This window comes from Bartonella sp. CL266QHHD, from assembly GCF_042195355.1.
In the GTDB taxonomy this organism is placed as follows: domain Bacteria; phylum Pseudomonadota; class Alphaproteobacteria; order Rhizobiales; family Rhizobiaceae; genus Bartonella.
In genome coordinates, this window is sequence record NZ_JBHIOD010000018.1 from 49,797 (window position 1) to 66,385 (window position 16,589).

At 38.6% G+C, this 16,589-nt stretch carries 15 protein-coding genes; 8 read left to right on the forward strand and 7 right to left on the reverse strand.

Annotated features, from left to right (window positions below; genetic code table 11):
• Positions 1–4 precede the first annotated feature (4 nt).
• Positions 5–985 carry a cobaltochelatase subunit CobS gene (gene cobS, locus ACFIK7_RS01440; RefSeq protein WP_273790065.1) on the reverse strand — a complete coding sequence of 327 codons (981 nt, stop codon included), beginning with the start codon at positions 983–985 and terminating at the stop codon, positions 5–7.
• A gap of 201 nt (positions 986–1,186) precedes the next feature.
• Positions 1,187–1,807, reverse strand: a complete 621-nt coding sequence (locus tag ACFIK7_RS01445; protein ID WP_273790064.1) for a J domain-containing protein — start codon at positions 1,805–1,807, stop codon at positions 1,187–1,189.
• Positions 1,808–1,931: 124 nt separating this feature from the next.
• Between ACFIK7_RS01445 and ACFIK7_RS01450 the strand changes: the two genes are divergently transcribed.
• On the forward strand, positions 1,932–2,204 hold the full coding sequence (locus tag ACFIK7_RS01450; protein WP_375622119.1) for a BolA family protein: 273 nt from the start codon (positions 1,932–1,934) through the stop codon (positions 2,202–2,204).
• An 18-nt stretch (positions 2,205–2,222) separates the two neighbouring features.
• Here ACFIK7_RS01450 and ACFIK7_RS01455 read toward each other — a convergent pair whose 3' ends face one another.
• Positions 2,223–3,191 (reverse strand): tyrosine recombinase XerC, encoded by a 969-nt coding sequence (locus tag ACFIK7_RS01455; RefSeq protein WP_273790062.1) that lies wholly within the window; start codon positions 3,189–3,191, stop codon positions 2,223–2,225.
• A gap of 3 nt (positions 3,192–3,194) precedes the next feature.
• Positions 3,195–4,016, reverse strand: coding sequence for a SapC family protein (locus ACFIK7_RS01460; protein WP_375630713.1), 822 nt, complete (start codon positions 4,014–4,016; stop codon positions 3,195–3,197).
• Between the two features lie 131 nt (positions 4,017–4,147).
• On the opposite strand from ACFIK7_RS01460, the gene rimM reads away from it, so the two are divergent.
• The 7 genes from rimM (at position 4,148) to ACFIK7_RS01495 (ending at position 10,264) form a co-directional block, all read left to right on the forward strand.
• Positions 4,148–4,705: a ribosome maturation factor RimM gene (gene rimM / locus ACFIK7_RS01465; RefSeq protein WP_375658007.1), complete on the forward strand. Its 558-nt coding sequence runs from the start codon at positions 4,148–4,150 to the stop codon at positions 4,703–4,705.
• A gap of 283 nt (positions 4,706–4,988) precedes the next feature.
• Positions 4,989–5,687, forward strand: coding sequence for a tRNA (guanosine(37)-N1)-methyltransferase TrmD (trmD, locus tag ACFIK7_RS01470; RefSeq protein WP_273790059.1), 699 nt, complete (start codon positions 4,989–4,991; stop codon positions 5,685–5,687).
• 209 nt (positions 5,688–5,896) lie between these two features.
• Positions 5,897–6,337, forward strand: a complete 441-nt coding sequence (rplS, locus tag ACFIK7_RS01475; RefSeq protein WP_273790058.1) for a 50S ribosomal protein L19 — start codon at positions 5,897–5,899, stop codon at positions 6,335–6,337.
• A gap of 475 nt (positions 6,338–6,812) precedes the next feature.
• Complete coding sequence (gene sdhC, locus ACFIK7_RS01480; protein WP_375662794.1) at positions 6,813–7,214, forward strand: succinate dehydrogenase, cytochrome b556 subunit; 402 nt, start codon at positions 6,813–6,815, stop codon at positions 7,212–7,214.
• A gap of 18 nt (positions 7,215–7,232) precedes the next feature.
• A complete protein-coding gene (gene sdhD, locus ACFIK7_RS01485; protein WP_273790057.1) occupies positions 7,233–7,619 on the forward strand; it encodes a succinate dehydrogenase, hydrophobic membrane anchor protein in 387 nt (128 codons plus the stop codon).
• Between the two features lie 6 nt (positions 7,620–7,625).
• Positions 7,626–9,470 carry a succinate dehydrogenase flavoprotein subunit gene (gene sdhA / locus ACFIK7_RS01490; RefSeq protein WP_375662795.1) on the forward strand — a complete coding sequence of 615 codons (1,845 nt, stop codon included), beginning with the start codon at positions 7,626–7,628 and terminating at the stop codon, positions 9,468–9,470.
• 14 nt (positions 9,471–9,484) lie between these two features.
• Entirely contained in the window at positions 9,485–10,264 is a 780-nt protein-coding gene (locus tag ACFIK7_RS01495) for a succinate dehydrogenase iron-sulfur subunit (protein WP_273790055.1), read from the forward strand.
• A gap of 3,310 nt (positions 10,265–13,574) precedes the next feature.
• Here the strand turns inward: ACFIK7_RS01495 and virB11 are convergent.
• Genes virB11 through virB9 form a run of 3 tightly spaced genes read right to left on the reverse strand, consistent with a single transcriptional unit; the run spans position 13,575 to position 16,577 of the window.
• Positions 13,575–14,636, reverse strand: a complete 1,062-nt coding sequence (gene virB11 / locus ACFIK7_RS01500; protein ID WP_375658008.1) for a P-type DNA transfer ATPase VirB11 — start codon at positions 14,634–14,636, stop codon at positions 13,575–13,577.
• On the reverse strand, positions 14,611–15,768 hold the full coding sequence (gene virB10 / locus ACFIK7_RS01505) for a type IV secretion system protein VirB10 (protein WP_273790053.1): 1,158 nt from the start codon (positions 15,766–15,768) through the stop codon (positions 14,611–14,613). The genes virB11 and virB10 overlap by 26 nt, the downstream gene beginning before the upstream one ends.
• Positions 15,768–16,577: a P-type conjugative transfer protein VirB9 gene (virB9, locus tag ACFIK7_RS01510; RefSeq protein ID WP_273790052.1), complete on the reverse strand. Its 810-nt coding sequence runs from the start codon at positions 16,575–16,577 to the stop codon at positions 15,768–15,770. The genes virB10 and virB9 overlap by 1 nt, the downstream gene beginning before the upstream one ends.
• Positions 16,578–16,589 lie beyond the last annotated feature (12 nt).

Below are 16,589 nucleotides of genomic sequence, written 5' to 3' on the forward strand. Positions count from 1 at the left end.
TTCCTTAAGGCGAAACACCATGAATAAGTGATTCGGGAAGCTCTTGTCCAAAGGCGCGTTGATAAAATTCTGCAACAGTGGCACGTTCGAGTTCATCACATTTATTGAGAAAGGTTAATCGGAAGGCAAAGCCGACATCTTGAAAAATTGTTGTATTTTCTGCCCAAGTAATGACGGTACGTGGACTCATGACAGTTGAAAGATCTCCATTGATAAAAGATTGGCGTACCATATCAGCAACATGAACCATTTGTGAAATTATCTTTTTTCCTTCAGTCGTTTGAAAGGATTTGACCTTTGAACAAATGATATTAACCTCTTTATCATGGGGTAAATAATTGAGTATCGTAACAATAGACCAGCGGTCCATTTGAGCTTGATTGATCTGTTGGGTACCATGATAGAGACCAGTTGTATCACCAAGACCAATGGTGTTTGCTGTTGCAAAAAGACGAAAGGCTGGGTGTGGAGAGATGACTCGGCTTTGATCAAGTAAGCTTAGTTTTCCAGAGGTTTCAAGAACGCGTTGGATGACAAACATAACATCGGGACGCCCCGCATCATATTCGTCGAAAACAAGAGCAATATTATTTTGATAAGCCCATGGCAAAATGCCTTCTTTAAATTCAGTGATTTGTAAGCCATCTTTTAAAACGATAGCGTCTTTTCCTACAAGATCGATACGACTTACATGACTATCGAGATTAATGCGAAGACAAGGCCAATTGAGACGTGCAGCAATTTGTTCAATATGCGTTGATTTCCCTGTACCGTGATAGCCAGAAACCATTACACGGCGGTTGAAGGTAAAACCTGCGAGAATCGCTAAAGTTGTTTGCTGATCAAAAAGATAATCAGAATCGATATCAGGAACATGGGAACTTTTTGTGCTAAAAGCAGGGACTTTCAGATCTGTTTCAATATGAAATAGATCGCGAGCACAAAGTGTAATATCGGGCAAATTTTCAACGGTAAGATTTGTCATTATGTTTCTGGAAGGGAGAGGATGCTATTTATTCATTAGAAACGATACAAGAGTTAGAGTATTTATGCAATGCTCTATAATGAGAGCCTTAGATATTGAAGAAAGATTTTTTACGTATTCTATAATGTTTTGCAAAAAAAGTAACATTTTGCGCAAATAATGATGGTCTAAATGAAAATAGACTCATATAAGCGCATGTTTTCAGCACAAACCAGACTTTTTTAGCAAATTATAAGCATGTAAAACATCACGAAAGCGCTCTTCTGAAGCACGATTACCACCATTGGAATCAGGATGGTGCTTTTTTACCAACTCTTTATATTTCATTTTGATGTCTTCTGCTGAAGCGTTTGCCTGTAGTCCCAGTGTATCAAAAGCTTTTGCTTCTAAGGGCTTTAATTTTCGTGAGAATTTATTGCTTGAATGCTGCCCAGTAAAAAGCGTGAAGGGATCGCGCATACGATTTTGATAGGCAGCTGTTCCAGAGCGAATCTTTGCATAATTAGCGGCTGTTTTTTTCGATGTACCATTGCTCAGATCTGTAGGCCATGTCGGACGATGTCCTGTGAGAGCATCCTTTTGAAATTTTGCGATATCTTTATTGCTAAGACCAGAGAAGTAATTAAAATTTTTATTATAGGCGCGTACGTGTTCAATACAAAAATATAAATATTGTCCTTCGTGATTTCGACCTGCTGGTGCTTTATGGGCCCCTGTTTTTTCACAACCTTCCCACTGACACTGTTGTGCTTCTGGCTCAGCGTTTTGTTTTTTATTTGAGCTTATGCGAATTGAATCGAATAATTTAGATGTTATTGTCATATTATTGGTTTATGCAAAATTGATTAATTTTACAAGAATTGACTTTTGAAAAATTTGTTTTCACACTTATTCTATTATGAAAAAGGTGTATTTTTGCACGTTCATTTTGTTTGAGGAATGAAAAATGTTTATAGAAACAATAATCCAGAGAAAGCTTCAGGATGCTTTTCATCCGCAAAAGCTTGAAGTGATTAACGAAAGTCATCTTCATGAGGGGCATTCTCATAATGAACATGCTTTTGATGGTAAAGGAGAAACACATTTTCGAGTGAAAATTTTATCTTCTTCTTTTTCTAATATGACACGCGTAGAAATACATCGAGCGATTTATAAAGTTTTACAAGAAGAGTTAGCTACTTGTGTCCATGCTTTGGCACTTGAGGTTGAAACACTCTAATTTTTTGATGAGACACTTTTAGGAACGGGGATGGGCCTTTTGATAAATTTTTAACAAATGGTCTGTATCGACATGGGTATAGATTTGTGTGGTGGAAAGACTAGCGTGCCCAAGAAGTTCTTGAATCGTGCGCAAATCTCCCCCCCGTGATAAAAGATGGGTGGCAAAAGAATGGCGCAGTGTATGAGGCGTTGCAGTTTCTGGTAAACCAAGGCTTGCTCGTAAGTTGCGTACAGTTTTCTGAATAATGGCGGGCTGTAGGGGACCGCCTCGTGCCCCGCGAAATATGGGTTGGTTATCCACTAAAGGATATGGACAACATTTGAGATAATTTTGTACAGCTTCGGAAACAATTTTGATGAGAGGAACAAGGCGTGTTTTTCCACCTTTTCCTGTTATAAATAAACTTGTTTTTTCAGGATCAGAAAATTGTTCTGGTGTGAGGCTTAAGGCTTCTGATATTCGCATTCCACAGCCATAGAGAAGCATGAGGACAGCCGCATTACGAGCGCTAATCCAAGGTTCATTTTCTAGCTGGTTTTCTTGTTTGACTATGTGAAGTGCTGATTTGATCGCTAAAGGTTTTGGGAGCGATCTTGGGTGTTTGGGGCTTCGGATAAGTTGAGCCGCCGGAACATTGACGATTCCTTCACGTGATAGGTACTTGAAAAAAGAACGGATGCCTGCTACTCCGCGGCTTAAAGAACGAGCACTTACATTGTTTGTACGCCGATAAGCAAGATAAGCACGCAAGTCACTGATGCGTAAATGAGCAAGATCTGTAAGGGTTGGTGTATGACTTAAGTGTTGACAGAGAAAAGACAAAAATTGCCGCGTATCACGTTCATAGGCTTGCACTGTTTGTGCTGACATACGACGTGTTTGGGTAAGACACTCTAACCAATTTTTCCTTGCGTTTAAAATTGCATGGTCTGCTGGAATGAGAGGAATATTTTCATCTTTTCTCTTGTCGTTTTTGATAGGCATTATCTAGTTGAGAGTTTCTTTCTTTTTAGATTTTTCATCGTTAGAATGACCATTCTTGTTTTGGGGTTGCTCTTCACGATTGATAAGTTGCTTTTCACCTTTGAGAGAGAGTATTTTCACAAGATTGTGCGTTGACATCAAATGCGCAAAAATTAATCCTAAAAAGCCATTTTTATGAAGTTTGGCAAGTTGGCTTGCTGATAATTTATTCAATTTTTCTTCATCAACAACCCAAAAATGTTCTAATTGAGCTGAGAGACCTTTATCGTTTTTCACATTGATAGATTTTTGGCTTAGAAGATCCATTTCTACAAGAGCATCAATAAACTCAGAGGTTTTTTCCATAGCGATTTTAAAACTTTCAAGAAAACGAATACGTTCTTCCATAAAAGGAGAAATAGAGCCGTCGGAATTAAAAAGTTCTGTTCCTGCAACTTCATTAAACATACCTGACTGTTGATCAAAGCAAACAGAAAGTTCTTTTTCATTGCTAATTTGTGCCAAAACAAAAGGATAGCGACGGACAAAAGCAGGAACATAAGTATTATTTTTCCAACTTTTATCAGAAGCGATATAGTCATTTTCGTCATTAGAAAGGCCGACAAGAGCTGCGGATGTGTAGTGCCGTTTTTTTTGTTCATCTTCGGCGCACATAAATAAAATAGGATAGTCTAGTGCTGCTTGAAAATATTCAGTACTTGCTAAAGGAACCCAGTGAGTATCCTTGGCAAAAGACATATCACTTGGAGGAGCAAATTTTAGATTTTTATGGGAAACTTTGTTGATTGGCGTGATATCTTTGTAAAATAGCATAATATTTGCCATAAGACTTTCTCCTTTATTAATTTGTTTTTGTTACCAAGAAAGGTCTTTTAGAAGATTGTCTCATATGGCAACAAGATTGAATAGAAAACTATAAGATTGAAGGGTTCATTTTTGAGAGATAATATTTTCGTATGAAGTATAATAAAGAAAAGCTTAAAAATAAAGTCTATCTTGCCATTATTGGTATGCCTCATGGTATAAAAGGAGATGTTTTTGTTAAAATTCTAAGTGCTGAGCCACAGCGTTTCAAGTTTTACAGCACTCTTTATGATGATATGGGGCGTTCTTATGAAATTGTAACTCTTCGCATACAAAAAAATAAGGCGATTGTACGTTTTAAAGGGATAGAAAATCGTAATGCGGCTGAGTCTTTAAAAGGTATTCGCCTTTATGTGACGCGTGATCAATTAATTGATGATTTGATGGAGGATGAGTTTTATCAAGTCGATTTAATAGGCTTGTGTGTCCAAGATTGTGGGGGAAAAATCTTAGGTGAAGTGTGTGGTTTTTTTAATTTCGGGGCTGGTGATTTGCTTGAAATACGTTTGAATACGGGTAAAAGAGTCCTTATTCCCTTTAGTAAGGCGGCGGTACCAGAAGTTTGTATGAATTCTGGTTTTCTTGTTGTTGATCCCATGGCAGCTGGTTTAAGTGATGGGGGAGACAATGATAAAAAGGAAATAGCTTGAATCTAAAAATAAAGATGAAGGAAAAAATAACAGATAAATTTCGTCAATAAAAAGTGGAATGTGTGGAAATATTAAAAATGCACTTTTGAGCAGATATTGTAAGCACTTTATCTCGAAATAGTTCTGAATTTTTAGAGTCTTTTTTAGTGCAAGTATTTAGAAGGATCGTATTGAATAAAGCGCAGATCAAGGAGATTCAATTTAACGCTATAGCGTTAAAAATCTTGTTTGTGCTATTTTTGCTATTAAGAGTCTGTTTAAGAAAATAAGGATGAGAAATAAAATGAAGTTTCAGGCGCGCGTTTTAACCCTTTATCCTGAAATGTTTCCTGGTTTTTTAGGGTATTCTTTAGCAGGGCAAGCTTTAGAGCGCGGAATTTGGTCACTGGAGACGGTACAGATTAGGGATTTTGCTTTAGACAAACACCATAGCGTTGATGATAAACCTGCTGGTGGGGGGGCGGGTATGGTAATGCGGGCGGATGTATTGGCGGCGGCTCTTGATTGTTGTCCACAGGATTCGCCAAGATTGTTGATGAGTCCACGTGGGCGCCCTTTTGACCAAGCTTACGCGCATAGCTTGGCTCGTGATACGGGTGTAACGTTAGTTTGTGGACGTTTTGAAGGGGTTGATGAGCGAGTCATAGAAGCACGAGAATTAGAAGAAGTTTCTATTGGTGATTATATTCTTTCAGGGGGTGAAACAGCCGCATTGGTTATCTTAGATGCTATTATACGTCTTCTGCCTGGAGTGATGGGGAATGCAGCTTCTGCAAGGTGTGAAAGTTTTGAAAATGGCTTGCTGGAACATCCGCAATATACACGCCCTTCTCTTTTCGAAGGGCGGGGTATTCCGCCTGTATTGCTCTCAGGTCATCACAAAGCGATCGCAGATTGGCGTCAAAGCCAAGCCGAATTGTTAACACGTCAACGTCGCCCTGATCTTTATGCGCGTTATGATAAAAATCATCAGAAAACTTGATTCATATGATAAGGTAGTGTATTGCATGGCTCTCTTTTTAGAGAGTTTTTTATAAAAGGTTTTCTGTAGTTCCAAAATTAAAATGAAGGAATGGTGTATTCGCTCCTGTGTAAGACATAGCCTAAAGAGCTCCTTATTCTTAATAAAGGCTTTTTTGGTAAGAGTTGAGCGCTCTGACTGTTCGATAAAGAACATGAAGGATAAAAGAAATGAATATTATCGCACAACTTGAAGCTGAACAATGTGCAAAAATTGAAGAAAAGCGCCAATTTCCAGCCTTTAAGCCAGGAGATACAGTTCGTGTCATGGTGCGTGTGACGGAGGGTACGCGGACGCGTGTTCAGGCTTATGAAGGTGTTTGTATTGCACGTTCAGGCGGTGGGTTGAATGAGACCTTTACAGTGCGCAAGATTTCTTATGGTGAAGGGGTGGAACGGGTGTTTCCTGTTTATTCTCCGTTGATTGAAGGTGTTGAGCTGGTGCGCCGTGGTAAAGTGCGCCGTGCAAAACTCTATTATCTTCGTGGTTTGAGAGGTAAAGCTGCGCGTATCGCTGAAAAGAGAGATTATCGGAAAAAAGCTGAAAAGGTTATTGAGAAAGTAGAAGCAGCATCTGTCAGCACAGATGTTGAAAAGAAAGTTGCTGAGTAAAGATTATATCGGCTAAACTTTATGCAAAAGCGGCTTTTATGCCGCTTATTTGTGTCTTTCGTGATTCGTTTTGCCTTTTAAAAGGCTTGGAGGGGACATAAAAATGTTTAATCTATCAATTTTTTCCTCTTTTTATCCTTAATCATGGGTGCAATTTAAGATACCATTGCATATATCATGGATACTCAAAAGGATAAGTTTAATCTGAAAAAATGCCTGTTTATATTTGAGAAAAGATGTTAGACCTTTGACGTGAAGATAAAATTGTATTAGATTAAAGCAAGTTTTGCGGATCATATCCGTGGAGTAATCGGTTTTTTTATGCGTGACCTTTAATCCGTTATTTGAGACAACCGACCTGTAGTATCGGTATCTTGAGATGCCAAACAAGTGAAAACGAGAGAATATATTTAGTCGTTTTGCGCGAACTTTCTCGTTCATTGCGGTTGCAGTAAAAACCAGGTCAGGATATTTTATGACAGAGACAACTAGGATAAAAGAGCGCCCTCGTTCCCCTCATATAAGTATTTATCGTTGGACAATTACTATGGCTATGTCCATTGCACACCGCATTACGGGTATGGCACTTTATATTGGAACGGTTTTTCTTGCTGTTTGGTTAATTGCTATTGCGTGCGGGGAGGAGGCATTCAGAACGGTTCACGAGATTTATAGTTCTTGGTTTGGATTGTGTATTTTGTTTCTTTATACTTTGGCAGGGGTTCATCACATGGTTGGTGGTGTTCGCCACATTGTTTGGGATCTGAAACCTTGCCTTTTGGCAAAAGAAAAGGCAACAGTCACTGCTTGGGCGACAGTGTTTATTTCTCTTATTGTTACTTTTGCGATTTGGATTATTGGATATACCGTTGTTTAGCTGGGGGTGAAAAGAGATATGAAAAAAGATTTTCGAACGGAACTTGGAAAAGTACGGGGGCGTGGCAGTGCTCATGAAGGAACAGAGCATTTTTGGCTAGAACGTTTGACAGGGTTTATCAATCTACCACTTTTGATATTTTTTATTGTTCTTATTCTTTCGCTTGTGGGAAAGGACTATAGCATTGTGCGTGCAAGACTTGCACATCCTATTGTTGCTATTTTGATGGGATTGATGACTTTTTCGGTCCTTTATTATATGAAACTTGGTATGCAAGTGGTGATTGAAGATTATATTCCACGTGAAGGTTTCCGGATATTCTTTTTGACGTTAAATATTTTATTTTGTTTTCTCATAGGTGGTATCATTATTTTTTCTCTTTTGAAAATTGCATTAGGGGGTTAAACAAATATGGCGGGTACAGGATCATCTCTGGGCGCTAAAGCAGGTAACGCCCCTTATCGCACTGTAGATCATAAATTTGATGTTGTTGTTGTTGGGGCAGGTGGTGCAGGATTACGTGCAACATTGGGTATGGCGGAACAAGGATTAAAGACAGCTTGTATTACGAAGGTTTTTCCAACGCGCTCACACACGGTTGCAGCACAAGGGGGAATTGCTGCATCGCTTTCAAATATGGGACCTGATAATTGGCAGTGGCATTTATATGATACCGTGAAAGGTTCTGATTGGTTGGGTGATACCGATGCAATGGAATATTTGGTGCGTAATGCTCCTGCTGCTGTGTATGAATTAGAACATTATGGCGTTCCTTTTTCGCGGACGCAAGAAGGCAAAATTTATCAGCGTCCTTTTGGTGGACATACGACACAATTTGGTGAAGGTCCACCTGTTCAGCGTACTTGCGCAGCCGCTGATCGTACAGGCCACGCCATTTTGCATACGCTTTATGGACAAAGCTTAAAGCATAATGCGCAATTTTTTATTGAATATTTTGCACTCGATCTCATCATGACGGATGGGGTTTGTACGGGGGTTGTGGCATGGAATCTCGATGATGGTACAATACATCGTTTTTCTGCTAAAATGGTTGTTCTTGCAACCGGTGGTTATGGACGCGCTTATTTTTCCGCGACATCGGCGCATACCTGTACGGGTGATGGTGGTGGAATGATCGCACGTGCTGGATTGCCACTTCAGGATATGGAGTTTGTGCAATTCCATCCGACAGGGATTTACGGTTCTGGCTGCTTAATTACAGAAGGAGCTCGTGGTGAAGGAGGTTATTTAATCAATTCTGAAGGCGAACGCTTTATGGAGCGCTATGCACCTTCCTTTAAGGATTTGGCTTCACGTGATTTGGTTTCGCGTTGTATCACACTTGAAATTCGTGAAGGACGTGGTGTTGGACCTAAGAAGGACCATATTCATTTGGTTCTCAACCATATTGATCCTGCAATCTTGCACGAGCGTTTACCGGGAATTTCGGAATCAGCTCGGATTTTTGCAGGTGTGGATGTAACAAAAGAGCCTATCCCCATCTTGCCAACGGTCCATTATAATATGGGTGGGATTCCTACCAATTACTACGGGGAAGTTCTCAATCCAACGGCTGATTCGCCTGATCGTATTCAACCAGGGCTGATGGCGGTAGGAGAAGCAGGATGTGCTTCTGTTCATGGGGCTAATCGCTTGGGGTCAAATTCATTAATTGATCTTGTGGTGTTTGGTCGTGCTGCTGCCATTCGCGCGGGGGAAGTTATTGATCGGAATGCAGAAATTCCACCCCTCAATGAAGAAGCTGTTGACGAAATTATAGCGCGTTTTGATCGTTTACGTTTTGCACAAGGGGCGATATCAACAGCTCTATTGCGTGAAAAAATGCAGCGCACGATGCAAGAAGATGCGGCAGTATTCCGTACAGAAGATTCTTTGCAACAAGGATGTCAGCGGATGAATAAAATCTGGGGGGAATTGTCGGATCTCAAAGTCACAGATCGTTCTCTGATATGGAATTCTGATTTGGTTGAAACATTAGAGCTTGAAAATCTCATGGCGAATGCAATCATGACTGTTCATTCTGCCGAAGCACGTTTAGAAAGCCGTGGCGCTCATGCTCGTGAAGATTATCCAGAGCGTGATGATAAAAACTGGCGGAAACATACGCTTTCACATTTGTCAAAAGAGGGTAAGGTGACATTATCATATCGACCTGTCCATGTGGACCCATTAACATCTGAAGCTGATGGTGGGATCGATTTAAAGCGCATTGCACCTAAAAAACGGGTTTATTAAGGGGAGAATGAAATATGGTACAAATTAAGCTTCCCAAAAACTCTCAAGTAAAACCGGGAAAGGTTTGGCCTAAACCTGAAGGTGCTACAAAGCTGACGGAATTTCACGTGTATCGTTGGTCGCCTGATGATGAGGAAAATCCTCATTTAGATACTTATTATGTGGATCGTTCTGCTTGTGGTCCTATGATTCTTGATGGGCTTTTGTTTATTAAAAACCATATTGATCCAACTTTGACACTTCGTCGATCTTGCCGTGAAGGCATCTGTGGTTCATGTGCGATGAATATTGATGGAACCAATACATTGGCTTGTACCAAAGGTATGGATGATGTAAAACACCCCATTAAAGTCTACCCTTTGCCTTCCATGCCGGTTGTTAAAGATTTGGTTCCTGACTTGAATCGCTTTTATGCGCAACACCGAGTTATTGAGCCTTGGTTACAAACAGTTTCTCCTGAACCTGCAAAAGAATGGTTACAAAGTCACTCCGATCGCCAAAAAATCGATGGTCTTTATGAGTGTATTTTGTGTGCGTGTTGTCAGACTTCATGTCCAAGTTATTGGTGGAACGGTGATCGTTATTTGGGTCCCGCTGTTTTGCTTCAAGCTTATCGCTGGATTGCGGATTCACGTGATGAGATGTGTGGTGAACGTCTTGATAATTTAGAAGATCCTTTCCGCCTTTATCGTTGCCATACGATTATGAATTGTGCGCAAACTTGTCCAAAGGGATTAAATCCAGCGAAAGCGATTGCTGAAATTAAAAAACTCATGGTTGAACGCCGCCTTTGAAAATTTACTGATTGATGAAAATAAAGCGCAAGGTGGAAAATTGTATCTCCTTTTAGCAATTAAATCTCTAAAAGAAGATCGGCTGCTTATGGGGGCGCAGTAGCTATAATCATTCTAAAAGTGAAGTAATCCCTAAAAAGTTAAGCAATTCTTGCAATGGCTGAGCAGAAAACTCATAGTTGAATATTATCTTTGAAAACTGACCTTTTAACGAACAGTAAAAAGAAAAATAGAAAATTGTGCGTGTTTTTTGTGCCTCTTTGAGGCTTAATCTCTAAAAATTTATTGGCTTCTATGAGGCGGTTAGCATAGTTATTATTGCCTTTAAAAAGGCAATAGTCTTTTGGGTAGACTATACTTTAAATAGCGTTCTATGTAAAAACAATAAAATCAATATGCTATGTGTTTTTATTTTTATTAAATTATTATCATAATTTATATTTTGATGCAGATTCAATTAATCATTTTTTATAAAAAATGATAACTCTGTATAAATATAGAACAAAAAATAAATCCTGATACAAACATTAAACGCATGTAAATTATTTAAATGAAATACACAGGAGTGATTATTATGACAGTTCGTCATTTTACGACACATTTATTATAATATCGAAAACATTGCTAATATTCATGGATTAGGAATTTTTGATAAAAGCATTATATATAAAGGTCATATTTTTTATTTTAAAGATTTTATTGTTAATCGCATTAAAAAACAAAATTTATAGTTCTCAAAATGGAGAACGTAAAATCCCTCTCTTTTGTGTAGAGATAATCATACAGTTAAGGGGGCTGTAATTTAAAACTATTGTAACGTCATAGATTTAAATTCATTAAAGAGAAAATAAGACGTTTTTAAAAAATATCAAATTTATAGTTTTTTCCAAAAATTTGGAAAACGCTAGTGAGAATTCTAAGAACACGTGTTGCGAATGTGGAATAGGGATGTTTATAGGTTCGTTTGAGTTGAGTGAATTCAATCATCAAAGAAAACATGTTGTGTTTTTATGAGTTTCATAGGTTTTGATTTTATATGTTTTTATCTATAAAAAATAGAGGTTTCTAGGTTTAGGTCTCATTTATTATGTTAGGGGATTTCATTTTTTCTTGTATATATGCTGAAGAAAGTTATTTAAGCAGTAAAAGTGTTTTTTATTTTATTTTTTAGCATAAAAGATATTTCTTAACATGAAAGAGAGGTGTCCAAGTATTAACGGTATAATCGGTCATTGTTTTGATATTTATTCTGTTGTGCTGTAAAACACTATCTTATTTAGGATGTGGTAATTAAAGTGGTTAGAAGGTGAAATCTGCTAGGCGAGGAGGCGGATAATTTGCAGCTCAGTGCGTGTAAAAAGCTTCACCCTTTGAGGTGTGATAGGTGGAGTCTGTTAGCCAATTACGTAAACTAGAGCGAAATCTACGTGGACAGGTTTTCAGACTAATCTCTCTTATATATTGTGATAGGAAACTCACATTAATAAGGACCACGACCGGTTGCAGAAAAAAGAAATCATTGCGAAAAAACAAGCACGCTTGTTTTAAAATTTTTAATGCTTCTGATCATAAGGGTATGCTGAAATCTCCTGTAGTATTACACAGACCTTTCATATTCTCGAGCCAAGAATTGTCTATATATCCTCTTCAATCTGATCTTCACGAATTGATGTAAGAGATGGGTACGAGCACCTGTAAGAATAAGCAGACGCAAAGCCAGTTGTATCATTATTGTTGCTTTGCAGAGTGTTTGATAAAAATCTGGAACATTTCTCTAATTCATTGCCTGTTCATTAATGACTTTATGGCGTTGTTTTTCTAAAAGAGCTTTTGCTGTTGCCGCTTTTACTTACCAGATGGGAGTTAAGAGTATTACGTATCTCTCTGTTGGCATAATCTCTGAAACCGGTATACAGCCTCCTAATTTGAGGAGAATATGAAGCTGTAAAGGTGCAAACCAGTTTCTATTTTGCCGTCATTTTTTAGTTCAGTTTTATGACTTTCAAAAGTATCTAGAGTAATGTCTTTTAAATAATAGAGATTATGCATTGCTTCACGCTTTTGTTTCTCTCGTTTTTTAATAAGATCACAATCCTTATACAAAACAGAACGCCCCAACCCAAATACACCTGGCTTGTCAATTTATGCGCTTGTTTTAAAGAAACCTTTCTTTAAGGAGCCCCAGCTCATTTCGCGACAGTGCTCGTGGATGGTATAATGGTAAAGCTCCGATGAATAATATAAAATTTATAGAGCATCTCCATTTTTACACTTCATAAAAGAGCAAGTTGGGTGCCATTAGACACTTTGCAAACTCCCAATGTTGCGACAGTTTTTGGCATTGTGGATGGTTTATAAAAGGTATTTTTAGTGCTTTTTTGTACAGTTTCATTCTATACGGCTTTATTCGCTTGTAATGTGCAAGAGCATGGTTTTGGTTAGTAGACAGCTTTGAAATGAGAGAATCTTACGGTACTAAGATCTTTTATCCAACACGCAAAATAATGAACACTCTTTATAAATCAATGTGACGTGGCTTAAGAAGAGGGATTGTATATCTGTGCTTTTAGGAATTTTTGCTTTTGAGGTGCAGAGAAGAGAGCAGGAATATTCAGAGAGTAGAGCTTACCTGTGTAGTCTATGGATATCCTCTTTAGGATGGGGACATAAGCCACGTGATATGGTTAGCAAAGCTTGCTTAAGAGAAATTTAGTTGTTTACGAACAGCCGCAGGTTAAGAATCTTTCTTCGTCCGAAGAAGACGTCGATATGCGACTATACTTTTTATTACCAAATAGAATGTGGTTTATGGATGCTAAATCGAAATGATAGTTTATTTCGTATGAGGTTTTCCGTATCTGGAGATTGTTTGGTGAAAAAACATATTTATTAATCACTTGAAAATAGCACTTAGAATTTTTAAACGGTAAGTTTTGGTCTTGATGACGATAATTATTTATGATGATTGAAAGGACCTGTTTTACGAAGCTTTCATTGATATGCGAATCAAAATTTCTTCTTTTCTTTTGTTGAAATATGTATTTTATAGCTATTTTTTTTGCATTAAACATACTTTTTCAAAAGATAAATGGGAAGAATGATCAAAGGTAAGAGAATAGAGAGAGCCTTATGTATAATTTGGTTTTCTCGTAGAGTTGTTGTCTATTAACTTTTTTCTTCTTTTATTCATGAAGAGTGTAGAAGATCCATTGGAAAAGAAAAGAGAATAGGAAAAGTTAAATAAATAGCCGTAACAATTAGTTACGGCTATTGTTTGTTTGTATCATATTACCGAGAGAGGAAGCTTCCCTTAAGCGATTTTTGATTTAGCAAAAATTGGGTCGTAAAAGACTTCAGAGAGTTTTCTATCTTTAAAGAACAACACTACGTCAACTGTTGTATAGAGAACGATTTTTATCATTTCTAACTCGAGTTGCCGGCCAACTTCTGATCTCTTAATCAAGGTGGCACATCGTTCAAATGTCTGCAAAGCGCTGTTGGCATGCGTCGTTGTAATCGATCCGGGATGGCCAGTGTTGAGCGAATTGAGATATTCCCATGCTTCATTGCCTCGCAATTCAGCGAGAAAAATTCGGTCGGGCGACTGACGCATACACGCATCTAGACACTCTTCAGCTGAAACACGGCCTACATTGTTACCATAAATCATATGTACATGATTGGGATGATTGGGTAGAAAAAGCTCATGAACATCTTCAATTGTGATAATACGCTCCTCTACAGGAACCTTTTCAATTAAAGAGCGGGCAAATGTTGTTTTACCAGATCCTGTTTTACCCGCAATAATAATGTTGCGTTTGTGAAGGACGCATTCTTGTAAAAATTCAAGAATTTTTCCATCACGTTTATGTTGCAAAAGTTGAATTTCAAATGGTTCCAACCGTGTGAAGTCCTGCTTCGATAACAAGTTATTGGCTTCTTTTGCTGAAGGCTTATTAAAACTTACATCAGAAAAATCGTCAAATGCCCCTTCTTCTTTGAGTTCTTCTAACGTCTTAACTATAAGAGAATGTTTACGAATTACAAAGGAAAGAGCACCATCAACAACAGCTGGTGTTTGTATAATTGTACCACGTTGTCCACCAGGCAAGAGCACATAATTAATACTTCTGGGAGCCATATCGTTATAAACGATAATAGCTGTAATAAGCGTTTGCAAAAAAGTGGTTGTTAACTCTGGTACGCTATGTACTTGCCAACCCTTAAAGCTTTTCGTCCATACTTCACAGGGGCGGCAAATCGATAATTCAGTGATCGTGGGATCTTCTAAGAAACAATCAAGCGGTTGCAGAAGCTGAAAAACTGCTTGATCTTTCTGTATCGGGTTAACGTGTGACGAGACTGTAGACATTGCTGAAATCCAGATCACGAGCAACAAAAATATTTACTCGTTCGCCTTGGTTTTTGTAAAGTGTTGGTGTGATATTGATGGAATTTTGAAGAACATCGATTGCTATAGATTCAGCATTCTGAGCATCTTTATTTTGTGAATTCTCTTTATTTTCTTTGCTGCTTTTATTAACTTTTCCTCTTACCCATTCTCCTAAATCACCGATAATGCTTACCATAATTGCACTACCAAATCTCTCCCAAAAATGTCTGTCAACCCAGCCACCAATACCCGCTTCACCCAGAGGACCTGTGCCTGGTGAGTCAAGATTGACAACAACACCAGAAGGCGTTTCGATGCGTAACCATTGCACAAACACGCGCGTTTGTCCTTGTTGTATGCCACTTTGGTAAAAACCAACGACTTTAGAACCACGGTCAAGCAAAACAACACGTCCACTTGTGGAATAAATATCGCGTGTTAAATAGCACGTCGTCATTCCGGGTTGTGATGTAATGATCTTTGTTTCTAACGTACAATCTATTTGCGTTCCTTGTGTAATCAAAAAGTCACGGTTACGAAGTTGCATCGCATGTGATTGACCTAAACGCACGGGCTGAAGGTTATCAAATAATGCGCCATTACCTGTATCATTATTCGATGCTTTATTATTCGTATCTGTAGATCCTTCGCTACCACCGTTGTTAAGGCTAGAACTGAGCATACGTTTGCGTGCTAATTCTTCAGAATCTTGGAGCATATGTGGAGGAATGGCTGTTTGAAGAAGCTTACTCAAGGCCGGTGGAATATCTAGGTTTGAATCTTCTATTTGTGTTGATTTTTCTGCTTCTTCTACAGTCTTTGGCTCTTCTATAATCCGAGGGACGTAGTTTGGTATAATTTGCTGTACTATTTGTTGTGGTTTTTCTTCCTCAACTTCCACGGTATTACGCATTGTAAAAGCTTTCCAAGTCAATGCAATCGGTATCGTTACTATGACAATAAGTCCTACCACTAACAATGCACGGGTACCTGGAATTGTCGGACGACGTTCAGAACCTAGTTCGGACCCTCCATAGGCACCTTCAATATGTTTTTGCTCGACGTTGTCCAGTTTTGTACCTTTTCCCTCTCCTTCCTTATTGTCAAACATCATTTTCCTCCTTTATTGATACGATAAACCACCGAAGATACTGTCCCTGTTGTGTTTGGTACGCCGCCATTGGGGTCATAGGCTTCATTAAAAACAGCTAGAGCGCGTTTACCAAGCCGTATGAGCCATTTAGGATTGACCTTATGAACGGCGATAATATCATTAGAACTGCCGATAACGGTGCGTGGTATTAAGCTTTCATTTCCTTCAGCATCTACGACATAAATCGATGGCATATCCATGTTAGCGGGAAATTTGAAATAAGTAATGCGCCCATTGTCCCAAGCATTTATCGGAGCAATATCTTGGTGACCGCTCATGGTATAACTGAGATTATAGCCGTTGACGCTTTGGTGAAAACCACGTTCAATCGCAAGGCGTCGATTGTTTTCTTCTGACTTTTCATCGTTTGAATCGGGATAATGGAAAGCCAATTCATAAGTTGATCCCGCACGGTCATTCCGAAACTGTAGTCGGAATTTGTAACTCCGTTTGTCAGTTACAACGATGAGATTGGTATTGGCAAGCTCTGCTTTTGGTTTAATAAAAATATGCCGCCCTTTATGAGCAAAGGCATAGGCTTCAGAATCGCCAAAGGCATGAGTTATATACTGTTCACCTTCTTCAAGAATAATATGTGTTGCCACACCAAGAACTGTTTCAATTTGAACCACATCGGCTTCGTTATATGTTATATAGCGAATGCGGTGATCATATTGTGAATTTGATGGACTTTTGAGCGCCTGCACAGGTACCGTATAAAGAGAAGAAAACGAAGACAATAGAACAACGAACGCAAGTTTTTTCATAACAATCAATTC

Bases quoted from the DNA above. Each gene is read 5' to 3' on its own strand.
- virB10 (WP_273790053.1), bottom strand. From the start codon at position 15,768: ATGTTTGACAATAAGGAAGGAGAGGGAAAAGGTACAAAACTGGACAAC.
- virB11 (WP_375658008.1), bottom strand. From the start codon at position 14,636: ATGTCTACAGTCTCGTCACACGTTAACCCGATACAGAAAGATCAAGCA.
- cobS (WP_273790065.1), bottom strand. From the start codon at position 985: ATGACAAATCTTACCGTTGAAAATTTGCCCGATATTACACTTTGTGCT.
- virB9 (WP_273790052.1), bottom strand. From the start codon at position 16,577: ATGAAAAAACTTGCGTTCGTTGTTCTATTGTCTTCGTTTTCTTCTCTT.
- ACFIK7_RS01455 (WP_273790062.1), bottom strand. From the start codon at position 3,191: ATGCCTATCAAAAACGACAAGAGAAAAGATGAAAATATTCCTCTCATT.
- ACFIK7_RS01450 (WP_375622119.1), top strand. From the start codon at position 1,932: ATGTTTATAGAAACAATAATCCAGAGAAAGCTTCAGGATGCTTTTCAT.
- rimM (WP_375658007.1), top strand. From the start codon at position 4,148: ATGAAGTATAATAAAGAAAAGCTTAAAAATAAAGTCTATCTTGCCATT.
- ACFIK7_RS01495 (WP_273790055.1), top strand. From the start codon at position 9,485: ATGGTACAAATTAAGCTTCCCAAAAACTCTCAAGTAAAACCGGGAAAG.
- ACFIK7_RS01460 (WP_375630713.1), bottom strand. From the start codon at position 4,016: ATGGCAAATATTATGCTATTTTACAAAGATATCACGCCAATCAACAAA.
- trmD (WP_273790059.1), top strand. From the start codon at position 4,989: ATGAAGTTTCAGGCGCGCGTTTTAACCCTTTATCCTGAAATGTTTCCT.
- rplS (WP_273790058.1), top strand. From the start codon at position 5,897: ATGAATATTATCGCACAACTTGAAGCTGAACAATGTGCAAAAATTGAA.
- ACFIK7_RS01445 (WP_273790064.1), bottom strand. From the start codon at position 1,807: ATGACAATAACATCTAAATTATTCGATTCAATTCGCATAAGCTCAAAT.
- sdhA (WP_375662795.1), top strand. From the start codon at position 7,626: ATGGCGGGTACAGGATCATCTCTGGGCGCTAAAGCAGGTAACGCCCCT.
- sdhD (WP_273790057.1), top strand. From the start codon at position 7,233: ATGAAAAAAGATTTTCGAACGGAACTTGGAAAAGTACGGGGGCGTGGC.
- sdhC (WP_375662794.1), top strand. From the start codon at position 6,813: ATGACAGAGACAACTAGGATAAAAGAGCGCCCTCGTTCCCCTCATATA.